This is a genomic window from Blautia sp. MCC283 (assembly GCF_018785565.1).
Classification (GTDB): Bacteria; Bacillota; Clostridia; order Lachnospirales; family Lachnospiraceae; genus Blautia_A.
The window spans coordinates 66,161-84,242 of sequence record NZ_WQQB01000017.1 but is presented as its reverse complement, the minus strand read 5'-3'; the positions used below and the strand labels follow the sequence as shown (position 1 = coordinate 84,242).

Here is an 18,082-nt window from a genome sequence, read left to right as displayed (position 1 = left end):
TCCTAGACTTCTTATTCAATTGTAAAAGTCCGGTAACTATTTCGCCCCGGGAAAAAGAGGCCAAACAGTCACAAAATAATTCATGGCACAGGGTCATAGCCTCCATGGGAAAAAGGATTGCATCGCAGTATCCTCCATGCCGCAAGAAGACTGCCCTTGAATGCGCCATATTTTTCGATTGCTTCCAAACCATATTGAGAACATGTGGGAATATAAGGACATTTCGTTCTCTTCATCGGCGATATATATTTTTGATAGAGTCTTATCATCTTAATCAGAAATTTCTTTATCATGTTCATTCCCTGTTATATGATGCTTTTTTGCAAGATGCATAAAAGCACTCTCGATCTCGTGAAAGCCTTTGCCCTTGGCTGAAGCTCTCGCTACTACTACAATATCAAGGTTACTGTCAAAATCTGTTTCGTTGAGACGATAACTTTCTCTGATCAGTCTGGTGAGTCTGTGGCGAACCACACTATTCCCTACTTTTTTGCTTACTGATATTCCCAGACGATTCTTCATGTGCTGATTCTTCAGCACGTACATCACCAGAAGCCGATTCGCGTATGATGTTCCGTTCTGATATACAACTTTAAAATCTTGATTCTTTTTTAAGGACTCTGATCTGATCAAACGGATCCTCCTTAATCATACCGCCTGCGCGGATATTTCTCCGGATAGAAGAAAAGACCACATAAATGCGGTCTTACAGCTTATGCTGATAACTGTTTTCTTCCTTTTAATCTTCTTGCAGCTAATACTTTACGTCCGCCCTTTGTGCTCATGCGAGCTCTGAAGCCGTGAACTTTAGCTCTGGATCTCTTTTTTGGCTGAAATGTCATCTTCATAGGTAAAGCACCTCCTTTATCTATTTTAATAATTGTTATGAAATAACTTATCATTCAGAACATCGTTTCAATTATATAAATAAACCTCCTTTTCGTCAAGGGAAAATTGCAAAAAACCCGATAAAATCAGGGGTTTGAAAAATACCGCCTGCTTCGTGGTTTTTATTTTTTATCATTATATGGATTACGCTTATGGTTTACGTAACATTATCCACAAAATGTGGATAACTTGTGGATAACTAGTGGATTACCAGTAAAACTATCCACTTTTTCAGGATGATTTTTTATAGCATCTTCAAAAAATCCCTTTATTTGCGGTATTTTGACAGTGGACAATTTTATACACATAAATTCTCCGTATTTTCCACACCTCGTTAACTTATGGAAACCGATTTCCCAGTTATACACTATTTTCCACCCTAATCCACAGTAATTTCCCCAAATTATCCACATTGTTTTCCCCAAAATCTCAACGTTTTCCATTGCTAAAACCCCATTTTCATTGTAATATATAAAAGGATATCTGTCTCCAGTCGCAGACTGGGGTTATTATATTACTCATGGGAGGAAAAAATGAACGCTGTTATTGAAAAATGGGAGGAGATCCTGCAAACTGTCAAATCTGAATATGAGGTGAATGATGTCCCTTTTAATACCTGGCTTAAGCCACTGGAAGTTTATGAGGTTGACGGAAGTCTGATAACAGTGGCAGTTCCTTCAGAACAGGCGGCAATTGGTGTCAATTACATCAGTAAACGCTACAAAATACCTCTTCAGGTTACAATCTGTGTACTGACAGGCATGGAAGAATGTGAAGTGCGATTTGTTCTGAAAAAAGATCTCCTCGAGAAAGAAGAAGAAAAAAAACCTTCCTATGATAAACAGAATCATGATACACGTTACGAAGAAGCTCATTTAAACCCAAAATATACTTTCGATACTTTCGTAGTAGGAAGCAACAACAAATTCGCCCAGGCAGCAGCACTCGCAGTTGCCGAATCACCAGGAGATACCTATAATCCTCTGTTTATTTACGGCGGAGCCGGTCTCGGAAAAACGCATCTTATGCATTCCATCGCTCATTTTATACTGGAACACGACAAAAACAGCCGGGTTCTCTATGTAACCAGTGAGGAATTCACAAATGAACTGATCGAAACCATCCGAAACGGAAATAATACGGCAATGAGCAAATTCCGTGAAAAATACAGGAATATTGACGTTCTTCTCGTCGATGATATTCAGTTTATTATAGGAAAAGAATCCACACAGGAAGAATTTTTCCATACATTTAACAGTCTCCACAGTGCCAAAAAACAGATCATCATATCTTCCGATAAACCTCCGAAAGATATGGAAATCCTGGAAGAACGTTTCCGTTCCCGGTTCGAATGGGGTCTGATCGCAGATATTACGCTGCCAGATTATGAAACTCGAATGGCGATCCTTCATAAAAATGAAGAAATGAACGGTTACAGCATCAGTGAAGATGTTATCAAATACATCGCTACCAATATTAAATCCAACATCCGTGAGCTGGAAGGTGCTTTCAACAAGGTCATGGCCGGAGCCAAGCTTGAGAAAAAAGAAGTTACACTTGAACTTGCAGAACAGGCACTGAAAGATATTATTTCTCCGGATGAAAAAAAGGTGATCACACCAGAATACATCATCTCCGTTGTTGCCGAACATTATGGAGTAACACCTGCGGACCTAAGCGGAAACAAACGAAACTCAAAAATCGTCATGCCACGCCAGGTTTCTATGTATCTCTGCCGCGAAATCATCTCCACACCTTTGAAAAATATCGGAAAAGCTCTTGGAAACCGTGACCATACTACTGTTATGCACGGTATCGAGAAGATTGAAAACGAATTGCAGACCGACGATAACTTAAAAAATACCATTGATATATTGAAAAAGAAGATTAATCCACAAGGTTAGGGAAGTTTTCCACATTACTGGTGTATAACGTGTTGATTGTATGTGGAGAGATGTGTACAACTTTTTTGCGAAAAAACGGCGGTAATTTTATCCCCGGGTTATTCACATCCAAAACTACCACTTTTACACAAAGTTATCCCACCCGAAAAACCCTGAAAACACCGGCCTCGCGGGAGTTTTTCACAAAATCTGGCCCCCTACGGCGGTTACGGCGGATTTTTTCTATAAATATATTTATAAAAACCACAATTTATCCAGAAAGGGAGTTATACACATTATGAAAATTATCTGCTCCAAATCAAGTCTGTTAAAAAGTGTAAGTATCGCACTCAAAGCAGTTCCATCAAAAACCACCATGCCAATACTGGAATGTATCCTCATGGATGCAACAACAAACCAGATCAAATTTACCACCAACGATATGGAACTGGGAATTGAAACAATTGTTGAAGGTACTATTGAAGAAAAAGGAATGGTTGCTCTTGATGCAAAAATATTCTATGAAATCATCCGACGACTTCCTGATAACGACATTACCATCAAAACAGACGAAAAATATACAGCAACGATTACCTGTGAAAAAGCAAAATTCAATATTCCTGGCAAATCCGGAGAAGATTTTGCATATTTACCAATGATCGAAAAAGATGAACCGCTGACAATTTCTCAGTACACGCTGAAAGAAATGATCAGACAAACCATTTTTTCTATCGCTGTTAATGAGAATAATAAACTGATGACAGGTGAACTTTTTGAGATTAAAAATAACTGTCTGAAGGTAGTTTCTCTGGATGGACATCGAATTGCGATCCGAAAAATGCCCCTTAAGAGAGAATATTCTGACCGTAAGGTGGTAGTTCCGGGAAAAACTTTAAGTGAGGTAAGCAAGATTCTTTCCGGTGAAGTTGACGATCAGGTAAGTATTTACTTCACAAAAAACCATATTTTGTTTGAATTTGACCAGACTATGGTAGTTTCTCGACTGATTGAAGGAGAATATTTCAGAATTGATCAGATGCTTTCCAGTGATTACGAGACGAAACTCAAAATCAACAAAAAAGAATTCCTGGATTGTATCGACCGTGCAACGCTGCTGGTTCGTGAAGTTGACAAGAAACCAATTATCATTAATATCACAGATGATGATATGGAACTTCGGATCGATTCTGCAATGGGTTCCATGAATGAAGAGATCGATATTGAAAAAGAGGGTAAAGATATTATGATCGGTTTTAACCCGAAATTCCTGATCGATGCCCTTCGTGTTATTGATGATGAAACGGTAACAATTTATCTTGTGAACCCGAAAGCTCCCTGCTTTATCCGTGATGATGAAGAAAATTACACGTATCTGATTCTTCCGGTAAATATCAACCAGAATCAGGCAAGATAATAGTTTGTACAATATAATGGACAAAAAGACAGCAGGAGATTTTTCTCCATATGCTGAAAAACCATGTGGCCGGCGGCGCGTGTCCGCTGGTCGCGCACATTACAAAAACAAGATAACTAAAGGATAAACTCCGGAAACTGCCAGAAGGAGGTAATTTAAAATACCACCTTTTGGAAAACGCCGGGAATGGGGGTATTTAATTACCACCACTGAGCAATATATTGGAAAGTGTTAACCAAATCCAGGAAAGAAAATTTAAGAGGGAAAAAAATTGGAGATCAGAATTAAAGACGAATTTATCAAACTTGGCCAAGCTCTGAAGCTGGCAGGAGTTGTGGAGGACGGCGTTGAGGCAAAATATGCGATCAATGACGGACTTGTTCTGGTAAACGGTGAGGTTGAGAACCGCCGTGGCCGTAAGATCCATCCGGGAGATACGATTTCCTACGATGGAAAAGATATTTATGTAATTGGGTGAAGGAATGTACATTGAATCCATCAGATTGAATAATTTCAGAAATTATGAGTTGCTGGAGATGAATTTTGATCAGGGAACCAATATTCTCTACGGTGACAACGCCCAGGGAAAAACCAATATTCTGGAGGCGGTTTATCTGGCCGGAACCAGTAAATCCCACAAAGGAAGCAAGGACCGGGAAATGATCCGCTTCGAGAATGAGGAATCCCATATCCGAATGATGGTAAAAAAGGGCGATCTTTCATACAAAATAGACATGCACCTCCGGAAAAACAAAGCAAAAGGAGTTGCCATTAACGGGCTGCCGATCCGCAAGGCAAGAGAGCTGCTCGGTGTGGTAAATCTTGTGTTTTTTTCTCCGGAGGATCTTAATATTATCAAGAATGGACCGGGCGAGAGAAGACGTTTTCTGGATTCAGAGCTTTGTCAGCTGGATGGAGTTTATATCACGGAGCTGGCAAGCTATAATCACATTGTGAACCAGAGAAACCGTCTTCTCAAAGACTGTTATATGAACCCGGGATTAAAAAGTACGTTGGATATCTGGGATATGCAGATGGCAGATTACGGAAAAAAGATCATTGAAAAAAGAGAAGAGTTTGTGGAAGAACTGAATGAACTTGCAAAAGGCCTCCATAAAGGTCTGACCGGTGGGCTGGAAGAACTGGAGATCCTGTATGAACCAAGTGTAACTGCAGCAGAGTTTGAACAGAAACTGGCGCAGAACCGGGACAGGGATCTTCGGATGAAGCTGACATCTGTGGGACCGCACAGAGATGATTTCTGTGTAAAGGTAAACGGGATCGATATCCGGAAATACGGTTCCCAGGGGCAGCAGAGGACAGCAGCTCTTTCTCTGAAACTTTCTGAGATCTATCTTGTAAAAAAGAAGATCAAGGATACTCCGGTGCTTCTTCTGGATGATGTACTTTCGGAACTGGACAGTAACCGGCAGACTTATCTTCTGGAAAGTATACATGATATTCAGACTTTGATCACCTGTACAGGACTGGATGATTTTGTCAGTCATCAGTTTGAGATAAACAGGGTTTTTCAGGTGATAAAGGGGTATGTTTATATGCCTAAAGGGTTTTGACAAGCCCGTATGCATATGGTAAACTGATTCTGATTATGGAAAGTTGGTGAATATTTTGGATAAAGAGGAGTTTCGCGTCAAATTGGGACAAATCAACAAGCTGGTTGAAGCCCAGGATTACAAAGGCGCCATGCAGATCGTAGACAGCATTGACTGGCGTCGCGTAAAGAATGTCCGTACGCTTTGTGTTGTGGGCGAGATCTACGCAGCTAACAAGCGCTATGAAGAGAGCAAGGAAATTTTTCTTCTTGCTTATCACAGAGCGACGATCGGCAAGAACATACTTTACCGTCTGATCGAAGTTTCCCTGAAAATGGGACAGATCAGTGAAGCCACAGAATTCTTTGACGAGTACAGAGAGGTGGCAGGTAGTGATAACAGCCAGTATATACTGCGATATAAAATTGCCAGAGCGAAGAATGCATCTCTGAATGAACAGATCCGTATCCTTGAGGAATATAAGGAGAAAGAGTTTACAGAGCGCTGGTCCTATGAACTGGCTAAACTCTACTATAAGGCAGGAGACAAGCAGAAGTGCCTGGATCTCTGCAATGAGATGATTCTCTGGTTCAATGACGGAACTTATGTGATGAAAGCCCTTGACCTGAAACAGCGTATGGGAGTTCTCACAGGAGAAGAAAAAGAGAAATACGAACAGCGTTTTATCCCGAAACTGATTCCGCCGGAAAAGGCTCAGGAGATCAGGGAGAGCAAGGAAACAGAAGCTGTTACAGAAACTGAATATGAGGAGTCCAGACCGGTTACAGATACGATCCAGGTAGATGACGAGCGTGATCTGAACAGTGCAGAGACTTTCCAGGAGAAGATTTCCAAGGGAATCCGTGATATCTTCGGTGGTCATAAGAAGGCTGCGGAAGAAACTGAGGACGTGGAAGAAGAACAGCAGGATGACACAGAAGAAACTTCTGAGACAGAAGCTGTTGAAGCTGCCAAGGATTCTGCAGATCAGGAGTCTGGTGAGGAGGAAACTCCGGAAGCTGAGACTGCTGCCACAGAAGAAAAGTCCGAAGAAGACGCTTCTGAAGAAGAGGCGGCAGAAACTGCTGAGGCTGGAGATGGTGAGGAACTTCTGGCATCCGGTATTGATAATCTGTCTGCCGGAACCGTACAGTTAAATGCCCGGACACAGGAACCGCAGGACGAAGAGGAAGAAGCTTATCAGGAAGCGGAAGAGGCGGAAGCAGAGAAGGCGACGGAAAAGGAATTAGCTGAAAGTGTTTCTGAGACCGTTGAGGAAGATTCCGTGGAGGAACCGAAGGAAACTTCAGGAGTTCCCCTTAATGAAGACGGCAAGCCTGATTTTTCAGCAACGATCCGTATGCCGGAGCTTAAGATCCCGAAGTCTATGATCAATGTAGATCCGGAAAATGCAAGCAGCGCTGCCGGTATTCCGGACGCATCCGGAATTTTTGGAAGCATTGATGAGATCGCGGCGGAAGTTGCCAAGGATAAAAAAGCAGACGAGGAACCTGAGAAAGAGCAGGAATTCAATCTGGAAGATACCATTCTTGCAGCTGCAAGCGAGCAGGGAATCAATATTCCGGAGGAAGAGAAATCTCCGGATGTACAGCAGTCAGAAGTAACCGAGGAAACAGAAGACGAAGAAGATCTGGATATCGCGGCAGATGAATTTGTTCCGGAGGAGCCGGATGCAGCGGATATTGAGGATATCATGGCACAGATTTCCGCACAGCAGGCAGAAGATGTAAGTGAGTCGGCGCACAGGAGAATTCCGGATCTGGTTCTGGATGAAGATGAAGAGCCGGTTACAGAAGAAGATATGCAGGCTGCGGAAGCAGAATTCCTGAATGGTCCCACAGGCGTGCAGAAGCCTGATACCAAGGACGAATTCGACGGTTTTGATGATCTGGAAGAAGAGGAACAACTTAAGGAAATGCCGGAGGATCTTTCCCTTGAGGATGAAAGTGACGATCGCAGAGCGGATAAACTGACAGACGATGTTGTGATACCTGTCGAAGATGAGACACCTCTTGATGAGGAAGAAGAATTCAGTGACGATGATTTCGGATTCAAAGATGAGCCGGAAGACGATGAAGAGGATGATTTTATCTCAAGTCTTACAGAAGATATGGAAGAAGACGATGAGGAAGAAGAACTCAGCGAGGAAGAACAGCTGGAGCGCTTTATCGAGGATATGCAGCCGGAGATCGATTCGAACACTATTATTTCCAGAAAGAGACAGCTTACAGATGAAGAGAAGCAGCTGTTCACATATTTTGTAGCAGTTCCGGGAATGAAAGAGCAGCTGGTGGATGTACTCTGCGATGTACAGAAAGGTGCGGCTGACAAAACTTCCCAGACTGGAAATGTGATCGTTATGGGCGGCAGAGAAACAGGAAAGACAAGACTGATCTCAAGCCTTATCCCGGCAATCTGCAGAGAGCTGAATATTGAGGCATCCAAGGTTGCCTACATATTTGCGGAAGACCTTAACGGAAAAAATATTGCAGAGATTGCATCCAAGCTTGCAGGAGGTTTCCTCGTTATTGAGAACGCAAACCAGCTTTCCCAGGAAACAGCAGATGAGCTTGATGAAGTAATGAATGGAAATACAAAGAGTATGATCGTGATCCTTGAGGATGAAAAGATCGGCATGCGTAAGCTGATCGCAAGATATCCGAAACTTGCGAAGAAATTTACATCCATGATCAATATTCCTGTATTTACAAATGATGAACTTGTTAATTTTGCCAAGGTTTATACCATGGAAAATGGATTCCGCATTGATCAGATGGGCATGCTTGCATTGTATAATCTGATCGGAATCAACCAGAAGGAAGATCAGCCGATGTGCATCGGAACTGTGAAGACCATGCTGGATAATGCCATGGCAAAAGCACAGGGCGGATTATTCAAACGCTCCAAGAAGCGTGTGGACCGTGATGGATTCACCGTACTTCTTGAAAAGGATTTCAGCTGAAAATAAACAGAAAAGCAGAGGTAAAAAATATGGCCAGACCTTATCTTGGTAACCCGAAATATACCATTGAAGTCCTTCAAAAGTATCATTTTGTTTTCCAGAAAAGGTTTGGTCAGAATTTTCTGATCGATGAACATGTTCTGGAAAAGATCATTGATTCTTCCGGAATTACGAAGGATGATTTTATACTGGAGATTGGTCCCGGAATCGGAACCATGACACAGTATCTTGCGGAAGCGGCCAGAGAAGTGGCTGCTGTGGAGATCGACAGTTCCCTGATCCCGATTCTTAAGGATACTCTGAAAGAATGGGATAATGTAACGGTGATCAATAACGATATCCTGAAAACAGATATCAAAAAGATCGCCAATGAAAAAAATGGCGGAAAGCCTGTAAAGGTGGTTGCGAACCTGCCGTATTATATTACGACACCGATCATTATGGGACTTTTTGAGAAGAATGTTCCTGTGGATTCCATTACGGTTATGGTACAGAAAGAGGTTGCAGACCGTATGCAGGTAGGACCTGGAACCAAGGATTACGGCGCACTTTCCCTGGCTGTCCAGTATTATGCGAAGCCGGAGATTGTTGCAAACGTGCCGCCGAACTGTTTCATGCCACGGCCGAAGGTAGGAAGTGCGGTGATCAAACTGACACGTTATGAGAAACCGCCGGTTGAGGTGCAGGATGAACGCCTCATGTTCAGGCTGATCCGTGCGTCATTTAACCAGAGAAGAAAGACCCTTGTAAACGGCATCAAAAATTCCGGAGATTTTTCCCTTGGAAAAGAAGAGATCGAGAATATATTCGAGAAGTGCGGGCTTCCGCTGAATATCAGAGGAGAGGCGCTGACACTGGAGCAGTTTGCAATGCTTGCCAACTGTATCTCTGAAGAAAAGAATAATAAATAAAACATTACACAAAAAGAACCCGGGCAGCTGTTCCGGGTTCTTTTTGCGTTTCCGGACGGGACAATTGGAGAGGTATCCCACCCGGATCTATATAACTTGTCATAGAAAGGAGGTTATGTCTGAGGTGTCAGACATAAGTAAGTAATGAAAAATTTACAATATTTATTCTATAAAGGAGATGTTAGGAAAGTTTGTTGAAAATATGAAAAGATTGTGAATATATTTTCCGGGATATACATAAAGTCTGACCAGAAATATTGAAAAAAGGGAAAATTCCAGTTTACAGAAGGGGAGGGTGGTGTGTTATACTGAGTGGCGTTAAAAGGGAACTGAAAATTATGGAACTGGAAACAGTTGCAGATTACGTATAATGAGCCAAGGCTCTTTTGGAGGGATTTATTATGAAAAAAATGAACAGGATCACAGCACTGGTCGTTGCGGGAATTATCTCATGTACTTCACCAATGATGGTTATGGCATCAGATTCCAGCTCTGTTATGAGCCAGGCAGAGGAGATTCTTAAAGATAACGAGATTGAGTCTCTTGCGTCTGACCCGGATAAAGTTGGCGATATTATTGTTTATGTAAAAGGGCTTTTTGATTCCAATCAGATTTCTGATGATGAGATTTCACAGGGAATTGATGAGGCAGCAGATCATTATGGTGTGACACTTTCTGAGGATGATAAGAATTCTCTCGTGAATATTATCAGCAAATTCAGAGGAATCGACATCAGTGATGACCAGATTAAAGGTTATGTAAGCGATGCATACAGTACTCTGAAAGATATGGGTGTTACAAAGTCTGATGTAAAGAATATTTTTGAGAAAGCGATCGAGTTTATTAAGGGTATGCTTTCCCGTCAGTAGGAGGAAGGTGTTCAGAATGGCACTTTTATTGGGATTATTATTCTTAAGTTTACTGGAAATGTACAAAATGTACAATATTTAGAACGCTTGTCAATAAAGCAAATGTGGCGTTTTTATAAAAAAAGAGGAAAAACAGAAAAGAAATTGTGCAAATACGCTAAAAGTTCACGAGCTGTTCATAAATTGTTCATATTTATCTGATACTATAATAACAGTTCGAAAGAACACTACGAAAGACGCTGTAATGGTGTGTATCTGTATCATTACACATACAATTTTTTTCATAATAATCGCCCCGGTAAGCCACTACCGGGGCACTCCTCGTTTTATGGGGAAAAATATCAGAAAATGTAGCCTCTGCCAATGTGCGGAGTTTTTTTTGTATAAAGAGGCTGTTTTGCATTCAAAAAATAATAGCGTCGGTGGTTTGCCCATGCTATAATAATTAAGATTAAAATGAAAATCCGGCAGAAAGAATAAGAAAAAGGCCGGAAGTAAATGATGAAAAGATGAAGCGTGAACGGAGGTCAGGAAATGGCGGAGTCTATGAAAGATTTTGAGCAGGAGCTGGAGGCTTCTTTTAAGAAAATTGAGGAAGGTGATATCATCGCCGGGACAGTGGTCAGTGTGGATGAGACAGGAGTTGTTCTTGATCTTAAATATTATGCTGAGGGATTTATTCCGGCAGAGGAATTTTCCAGAGAGCCGGGATTTAATATTAAAGAGGCAGTTCAGCCGGGAGAAGAGATCCAGGCAACCGTTCTTAGGAAAGATGACGGACAGGGAAATATTCTTCTTTCCAGAGCAGAGGCAGCAGATGTACTTGCATGGGATAAACTGAAGGAGCTTCAGGAATCCGGGGAAGCACTGGATGTTGTTGTAAAGGGAATCGTAAACGGCGGAGCCATTGCTTATGTGGAAGGTGTTCGAGGTTTTATCCCGGCATCCAAACTTGCGCTGAATTATGTAGAGGATACAGAAGAGTACCTGAACAAGCCGCTTCAGGTTCAGGTAATTGATGTAGATAAAGAGAAAAAGAGACTGGTACTTTCTGCAAAGGAACTTCTCCGTGAGAAAGCAGAGAAGGAGCGCAGAAACAAGATTTCCAATATTGAGGTTGGTTTCGTGACAGAGGGAACGGTTGAGAGCCTGCAGCCTTATGGTGCGTTTGTTGATCTTGGAAACGGAATTTCCGGTCTGGTTCATATTTCCCAGATCTGCGAAAAAAGAATTAAGAAGCCATCAGAGGCGATAAGTGTGGGAGACAAGGTTAAGGTGAAAGTAATTGCGATCAAGGATGGCAAGCTGAGCCTGAGCATCAAAGAGGCATCGGATCTGATGGCGAAGGAAGTTGAGGAAGAGACTTTTGAACTGCCGGAGTCAGGAGAAGAGGCAACCACATCTCTTGGTTCACTTTTTGCGAACATCAAACTTGATTAATTGTTATATTTTTGGATGAAAAAGGATGGATGTGAATGAAGAAACAGGAGAGAATATTTGTAATCGGACATAAGAATCCGGATACGGATTCCATCTGTTCGGCGATCGCTTATGCGGATATTAAAAACAGGACTACACAGAGTAAGAGATATATTCCGAAGAGAGCTGGTCAGATCAATGAGGAGACCAGATATGTGCTGAACCGTTTTGGTGTACAGCCGCCGGCTTATCTGGGAAATATCGGAACACAGGTCAAGGATATGGATATCCGTCTCAGTCCCCAGGCAGACAAAAACATGTCACTGAAAAATACCTGGGATCTGATGCAGGAGAACGGAATCGTATCCCTTCCGATCCGTGATAAGGAGGGATGCCTGGAAGGTCTTGTGACCATCGGAGATATTGCCAAGACTTATATGGATACCACAGACAGTTATCTGCTTTCCAATGCGCGGACACAGTATCAGAGGATTGCGGAGACGGTTGGCGGAGAAGTGGTGGAAGGAAATGGCCACGGATATTTTGTCAAGGGACGTGTTCTGGTTGGAACAGCCAACCCGAAGATGATGGAAAGCTATATTGAGGAGAATGATATGATCATCATGGGAGACCGTGAGGAGGATCATCTTCAGGCCATCAGCCAGAATGTAAGCTGTATTATTGTAGGGCTGAACATTGTGGTTTCCGAGAAGGTTGTGAAGCTGGCCCACGAAAAAAATATCGTGATCATCCGGTCACCTTATGATACCTTTAACATCGCCCGTCTGATCAATCAGAGTATTCCGGTCAGCTATGTTATGAAACGGGATAACATGGTTACGTTTAATACCGAGGATTTTACAGATGATATCCAGGATGTTATGGTCAAAAACCGCCACAGAGCGTTCCCGGTTATCAATCCTCATGGAAAGTGTATCGGAACGATTTCCAGACGTAATTTCCTGGACATGCACAAGAAAAAAGTTGTTCTTGTAGATCACAATGAGGTGGATCAGGCTGTTGATAATATTGAGAAGGCGGAGATTCTTGAGATTATTGACCATCATAAGCTTGGAACATTGCAGACCATGACACCAGTAGCGTTCCGTAATGAGCCTGTGGGATGTACGGGTACAATCCTTTATGAGATTTACGGAGAGCAGCGTCTGGAGATTCCGGAAAAAATTGCGGGACTTCTCTGCGCGGCCATTATTTCAGATACGCTGATGTTCCGTTCACCGACCTGTACACAGACGGATAAGATCGCTGCCAGCGCCCTTGCCCTGATCGCGGGAATTAAGATAGAGGATTTTGCCAGAGAGATGTTCTCAGCAGGAAGTAATCTGAAAGATAAATCCCCGGAGGAGATTTTTTACCAGGATTACAAGAAGTTTATTGGCGAGGGCAATGTTTCCTTTGGTGTGGGCCAGATCAGTTCCATGGACAGCGAAGAGCTGAAAGAAATCAAGGAGAAGCTGATGCCGTTTATGGTCAGCGAGTGTGGACGTCACGATATCACGAGAGTTTACTTTATGCTGACGAATATTCTGGAGGAATCTACAGAGCTTCTGTTTTATGGTGAGGGCAGCCAGCAGATGGCTGAGATCGCTTTTGAGAAGAAGCCGGACGGAGATGCGTTCTGTCTGCCAGGTGTGGTTTCCAGAAAGAAACAGCTGATTCCGGCGATGATGGAGGCTGCTCAGCTGATGAACAGCGATTACGCATAAGGAGGCCGGATCAATGGCAAAACAGATTTGGAAACCGGGAAATATGATCTATCCGCTGCCGGCAGTGATGGTCAGTGTCACGGACGGAGAGGGCAACGACAATATTATTACCGTTGCGTGGACAGGAACGGTCTGTACGAATCCGGCGATGGCTTATATTTCAGTCCGACCATCCCGTTATTCTTATGGAATGCTGAAAAAAACGGGAGAGTTTGTTATTAACCTTACAACAGAAAAACTGGCTTTTGCGACGGATTTCTGCGGAGTCCGGTCCGGCCGGGATGTTGACAAATTCGAAAAACTGAATCTTACAAAAGAGAAAGCACAGTATGTTTCTGCTCCGATGATCGGGGAAGCACCGGTTTCCATCGAGTGCAGAGTACGAGAGGTGAAGGAACTGGGATCGCATGATATGTTTCTTGCAGATGTACTTGCGGTTCATGCGGATGAAGCATATATGGACAAAAACAACAAGTTCCATCTCAATGATGCGGGACTTCTGGTTTATTCCCATGGGGAATATCTGGCTGGTGGCCGGAAGGTGGGAACTTTTGGCTACAGCGTGAAGAAGAAAAACGGTAAGAAGAAACGCTGAGAATAACACGGCACAGGAACGATTGTTGAGATTTTGTTACAGCTATGTTAAAATGAAAGGACACAGTATGAATAATATTACACTGATAGGGATGCCTGGTGCGGGAAAAAGCAGCATCGGTGTTGTACTTGCGAAAGTGCTTGGTTACCAGTTTATTGACTCAGACCTGCTGATCCAGAAGGAAGAAAAGAGAACTTTAAGTGAGATCATTGAGCAGGATGGAATTGACGGATTCAAGGCGGTGGAGAATCGTGTGAATGCGTCTATCCAGGTTGAGAATACGGTCATTGCCACAGGTGGCAGTGTCGTGTATTGTGATGAGGCAATGCAGCATCTGAAATCAGAAGGAGTTGTGGTATATCTGAAGATTTCTCTGAAGCTGCTGTCCAAGCGTCTTGGCAATCTGAAAGACCGTGGAGTTGTTCTGAAAGAAGGGCAGACACTGGAGAGTCTTTATGAGGAACGGACAGTGCTGTATGAGAAATATGCGGATATTATTGTAGACGAAGAAGACAAAGATCTGGAGGGAAGCCTTCAGATCGTGCTTGATGCACTGAAACGGGGAGAGAAATAGTTTACAAATCCGAAATATGTGTTATAATATACAACTGACCTAAAAAACGGTGTTGCGGAACGTATGTTTCCGTCGTAAATTCAGAGAAAGTTTCTTGCTCATAGAGGAGTAAAATAATAGAGGTGTGTTATGGAACAGTATGTGATTAAAGGCGGCAATCCTCTGGTTGGAGAAGTGGATATTGCAGGTGCGAAGAATGCTGCTCTTGCAATATTATCAGCAGCCATTATGACTGATGAAACAATATTAATCGAGAATCTGCCAGATGTAAGGGACATCAATGTTCTGCTTGAGGCTATTTCAGAGATAGGTGCTCAGGTTGAGCGTGTCGATAAATCTACTGTAAAGATCAACGGTTCTACCATCGGCAATCTCAGTGTTGATTATGAATATATCAAGAAGATCCGTGCTTCTTATTATCTTCTTGGTGCTTTGCTTGGCAAGTACAAGCATGCGGAAGTTCCGCTTCCTGGCGGATGCAATATCGGCAGCAGACCGATCGATCAGCATCTGAAGGGATTCCGTGCTCTTGGTGCGGAGGTTGATATCCGTCATGGTGCTATTGTTGCCAAGGCTGAGAATCTTCATGGCAGCCACATTTTCCTGGATGTGGTTTCTGTTGGTGCTACGATTAATATTATGATGGCTGCTTCTATGGCGGCTGGTCGTACGATCATTGAGAATGCTGCAAGGGAGCCGCATGTTGTTGATGTGGCGAACTTCCTGAACAGCATGGGTGCGAATATCAAGGGTGCTGGTACGGATGTGATCCGTATCCGTGGTGTTGAGAAGCTTCACCGTACAGAGTATTCTATTATTCCGGATCAGATTGAGGCAGGTACTTTTATGTTTGCTGCTGCGGCTACGGGTGGTGATGTTACTGTCCGTAATGTTATTCCGAAGCATCTGGAAGCTACTACTGCCAAGCTTGAGGAGATCGGCTGTGAGGTTGAGGAGTTTGATGATGCGGTTCGTGTTCGTGCGCCGCATAAACTTCATCGTACTCATGTAAAGACTTTGCCTTATCCTGGTTATCCGACGGATATGCAGCCGCAGATCGCGGTTACTCTGGCTTTGGCTGAGGGTACGAGTATTGTTACGGAGAGTATTTTTGAGAACCGGTTTAAGTATGCGGATGAGCTTTCCCGTATGGGTGCCAACATTAAGGTGGAGGGGAACTCTGCTATTATTGATGGTGTGAAGAAGCTTACGGGTGCGCGTGTGAGTGCGCCGGATCTTCGTGCGGGTGCTGCGCTTGTTATTGCGGGGCTTGCTGCAGAGGGTGTTACGGTTGTCGATGATATTGTTTATATTCAGCGTGGATATGAGAACTTTGAAGAGAAGCTGAGGAGTCTTGGAGCGGAGATCGAGAGGGTTTCCAGTGAGAAGGAGATTCAGAAGTTTCGGCTGCGTGTTGGATGATTGAATTTGAATGATTGAGAGAGTTCCCCGGGTGTGTGCCTGGGGGCTCTTTTTTTTGTGGGTGGTGGGAGGGACGGACGGCTGACGGGGCAGCTGCATGTACGTGCCGGGGGCGGTCGCTTCGCCTGCCGTCCTGGTTGTTCATGGCGGTAGAGTGGCTGGATGGTAGGTGGTGAGCCATCAGCGCTGCGCTGGATGGCCGCAAGGGCTGAGTTTGTTGGTGTCTGACGGTAGGGTGGTGGGCCGAGGCGCTGCGCTGTCGGCTTGGAGTTTGTGTGGGTATTGGTGTTTTGAGGGTTTAGGGTGGTACTGAGTTGTGGATGTTGTCGGCATGGGCTGGGGATTTTTTGCGAAAAGTTTGAATTTATTTTTGTGGGGTTTTGGATTATAATTTATGTAAATACAGGATGAATTTGGGGCTTTGAACTGGACTTGAGGATATGGATTCTGAGTTTGCAAGGGTGTAATGATTTGATCACAGGAGATGATTGAGGTATGAGTGAATATACGGTGTTGCCACTTTTGAATTCTGCTTTTAAACCTGGGACGGCTGTGGAGGTTGTGGAGCGGTTTGAAGATAGCGATTTCAGGAATATTGCCAGGGCTGAGCTTTTTTATTTTTCGGGCAGGGCGAAGGAATGTTGTGAGATTGCGGAGTCTTATCTTGAGGATGAGGCGATAGAGCTGCGGCTTTCTGCGTGTATACTTTATGGCTATTCGAATCTTTCTCTTGGTAATTCGGCTGCGGCGCGGCGTGGTCTGGAGGGGATTCAGAAGTGTATGAAGCTGGTGAAACGTGAAGGGGCTTCGAAGGAGGTTCAGGCGGTTTGTGTTTTGGCCGGGTATGCTGGTGTTGTTCTTTTGCATCTTCCTACAGAGAGGATTCCGTCTCTGGAGGGGTATTGCGGGATGCTTCCGGAGGGGTTGCGGTTGTTTGCGGTTTATGTGATGGCGCATCAGATGTATCTGAACGGGGAGTACTGGAGTGCTTATGGAATGTGTAAGGCTGCATTGCTTATGACGAATGACGTTTATCCGATCAGTATGATCTACATCCGGTGTATGATGGCGATGTGTCGGATCAACAGGAAGGATATGCAGGAATCGCAGTCTGAATTTATGAAGGGATGGAATCTTGCCAAAATGGATAATTTCATTGAGCCTTTTATTGAACACCATGGTCTTTTGCGCGGGCTGGTTGAGGCGTGTATCCGGAAGAATGATCCGGATGGATACCGGAAGATTACAGATGGAGTCCTTTTTTTCAGCAGAGGCTGGATGGTGATACATAATAATGAAACGAAAAAGAAAGTAACGAATGAACTTTCGACGATGGAATTTTCCATTGCCATGCTTGCAGGTGAGGGATGGACGAATAAAGAGATTTCTGCACATCTTGGAATTTCTGTAAATACAGTAAAGCATTATCTTACGGATATTTTCAGTAAATTGAATGTAAAGAAGCGGGATGAACTGAAGAATTATATGCTGAAATAGTATTATGGGGCACTTTTTTGCGTTGGAATGGGCCTTACATGGTAACTGTCTATGCTGTATAATAAATAACACAAATACATATATATTGATTGAAAATTATCAACAAAAGACAAAAATAACTATATAAGAAAGGGGAAGAAGCAAAGAAGTTTTTTTTCTGAGTGCCTAAAATGTACGTTTGGATACTAAAAATGTACATATGAGTGCCAAAAATGGTTTTCATATTGACACTTGAAACGCATATATATAAAATGTTGGTAAGGCTAAACTGCTTTCATTACCAGTTAAAAAACTTGAAGCTTTTTAAAAGAGGAATATAAACAAAAATAAGATAATAAAAATTATAG

At 43.1% G+C, this 18,082-nt stretch carries 17 protein-coding genes; 13 read left to right on the top strand and 4 right to left on the bottom strand.

Going from position 1 to position 18,082, the window contains the following annotated elements:
* Window positions 1-80: 80 nt before the first annotated feature.
* From yidD to GPK81_RS06400, 4 genes are all read right to left on the bottom strand, one after another.
* Entirely contained in the window at window positions 81-293 is a 213-nt protein-coding gene (gene yidD, locus GPK81_RS06415) for a membrane protein insertion efficiency factor YidD (protein ID WP_015526553.1), read from the bottom strand.
* On the bottom strand, window positions 271-633 hold the full coding sequence (gene rnpA / locus GPK81_RS06410) for a ribonuclease P protein component (RefSeq protein WP_021975975.1): 363 nt from the start codon (window positions 631-633) through the stop codon (window positions 271-273). The genes yidD and rnpA overlap by 23 nt, the downstream gene beginning before the upstream one ends.
* Before the next feature lie 80 nt (window positions 634-713).
* Window positions 714-848 carry a 50S ribosomal protein L34 gene (gene rpmH, locus GPK81_RS06405; RefSeq protein WP_005423866.1) on the bottom strand — a complete coding sequence of 45 codons (135 nt, stop codon included), beginning with the start codon at window positions 846-848 and terminating at the stop codon, window positions 714-716.
* A 207-nt stretch (window positions 849-1,055) separates the two neighbouring features.
* A complete protein-coding gene (locus GPK81_RS06400; protein ID WP_118071870.1) occupies window positions 1,056-1,331 on the bottom strand; it encodes a hypothetical protein in 276 nt (91 codons plus the stop codon).
* A gap of 90 nt (window positions 1,332-1,421) precedes the next feature.
* Here GPK81_RS06400 and dnaA point away from each other — a divergent pair, with 90 nt between their 5' ends.
* From dnaA to GPK81_RS06335, 13 genes are all read left to right on the top strand, one after another.
* The gene (gene dnaA, locus GPK81_RS06395; RefSeq protein ID WP_118071869.1) at window positions 1,422-2,792 is read left to right on the top strand and encodes a chromosomal replication initiator protein DnaA; all 1,371 of its coding nucleotides are present in this window, start codon (window positions 1,422-1,424) and stop codon (window positions 2,790-2,792) included.
* A gap of 277 nt (window positions 2,793-3,069) precedes the next feature.
* Window positions 3,070-4,185 (top strand): DNA polymerase III subunit beta, encoded by a 1,116-nt coding sequence (gene dnaN, locus GPK81_RS06390; protein ID WP_021975977.1) that lies wholly within the window; start codon window positions 3,070-3,072, stop codon window positions 4,183-4,185.
* A gap of 271 nt (window positions 4,186-4,456) precedes the next feature.
* A complete protein-coding gene (locus tag GPK81_RS06385; RefSeq protein ID WP_021650164.1) occupies window positions 4,457-4,663 on the top strand; it encodes an RNA-binding S4 domain-containing protein in 207 nt (68 codons plus the stop codon).
* Between the two features lie 4 nt (window positions 4,664-4,667).
* Window positions 4,668-5,759, top strand: coding sequence for a DNA replication/repair protein RecF (gene recF, locus GPK81_RS06380; RefSeq protein ID WP_215706745.1), 1,092 nt, complete (start codon window positions 4,668-4,670; stop codon window positions 5,757-5,759).
* Between the two features lie 82 nt (window positions 5,760-5,841).
* Window positions 5,842-8,721 (top strand): tetratricopeptide repeat protein, encoded by a 2,880-nt coding sequence (locus tag GPK81_RS06375; RefSeq protein WP_215706735.1) that lies wholly within the window; start codon window positions 5,842-5,844, stop codon window positions 8,719-8,721.
* 29 nt (window positions 8,722-8,750) lie between these two features.
* Window positions 8,751-9,632 (top strand): 16S rRNA (adenine(1518)-N(6)/adenine(1519)-N(6))-dimethyltransferase RsmA, encoded by an 882-nt coding sequence (rsmA, locus tag GPK81_RS06370; protein WP_021975980.1) that lies wholly within the window; start codon window positions 8,751-8,753, stop codon window positions 9,630-9,632.
* 401 nt (window positions 9,633-10,033) lie between these two features.
* Window positions 10,034-10,501, top strand: coding sequence for a DUF1002 domain-containing protein (locus GPK81_RS06365; protein ID WP_021975981.1), 468 nt, complete (start codon window positions 10,034-10,036; stop codon window positions 10,499-10,501).
* 534 nt (window positions 10,502-11,035) lie between these two features.
* Entirely contained in the window at window positions 11,036-11,941 is a 906-nt protein-coding gene (locus tag GPK81_RS06360; RefSeq protein WP_021975982.1) for a 30S ribosomal protein S1, read from the top strand.
* 35 nt (window positions 11,942-11,976) lie between these two features.
* Window positions 11,977-13,647, top strand: a complete 1,671-nt coding sequence (locus GPK81_RS06355; RefSeq protein WP_021975983.1) for a putative manganese-dependent inorganic diphosphatase — start codon at window positions 11,977-11,979, stop codon at window positions 13,645-13,647.
* Window positions 13,648-13,660: 13 nt separating this feature from the next.
* A complete protein-coding gene (locus tag GPK81_RS06350) occupies window positions 13,661-14,242 on the top strand; it encodes a flavin reductase family protein (protein WP_021975984.1) in 582 nt (193 codons plus the stop codon).
* 67 nt (window positions 14,243-14,309) lie between these two features.
* On the top strand, window positions 14,310-14,816 hold the full coding sequence (locus tag GPK81_RS06345) for a shikimate kinase (RefSeq protein ID WP_021975985.1): 507 nt from the start codon (window positions 14,310-14,312) through the stop codon (window positions 14,814-14,816).
* A gap of 129 nt (window positions 14,817-14,945) precedes the next feature.
* Window positions 14,946-16,238 (top strand): UDP-N-acetylglucosamine 1-carboxyvinyltransferase, encoded by a 1,293-nt coding sequence (locus GPK81_RS06340; protein ID WP_021975986.1) that lies wholly within the window; start codon window positions 14,946-14,948, stop codon window positions 16,236-16,238.
* 495 nt (window positions 16,239-16,733) lie between these two features.
* Window positions 16,734-17,735: a helix-turn-helix domain-containing protein gene (locus tag GPK81_RS06335; RefSeq protein ID WP_215706734.1), complete on the top strand. Its 1,002-nt coding sequence runs from the start codon at window positions 16,734-16,736 to the stop codon at window positions 17,733-17,735.
* Window positions 17,736-18,082: the final 347 nt, after the last annotated feature.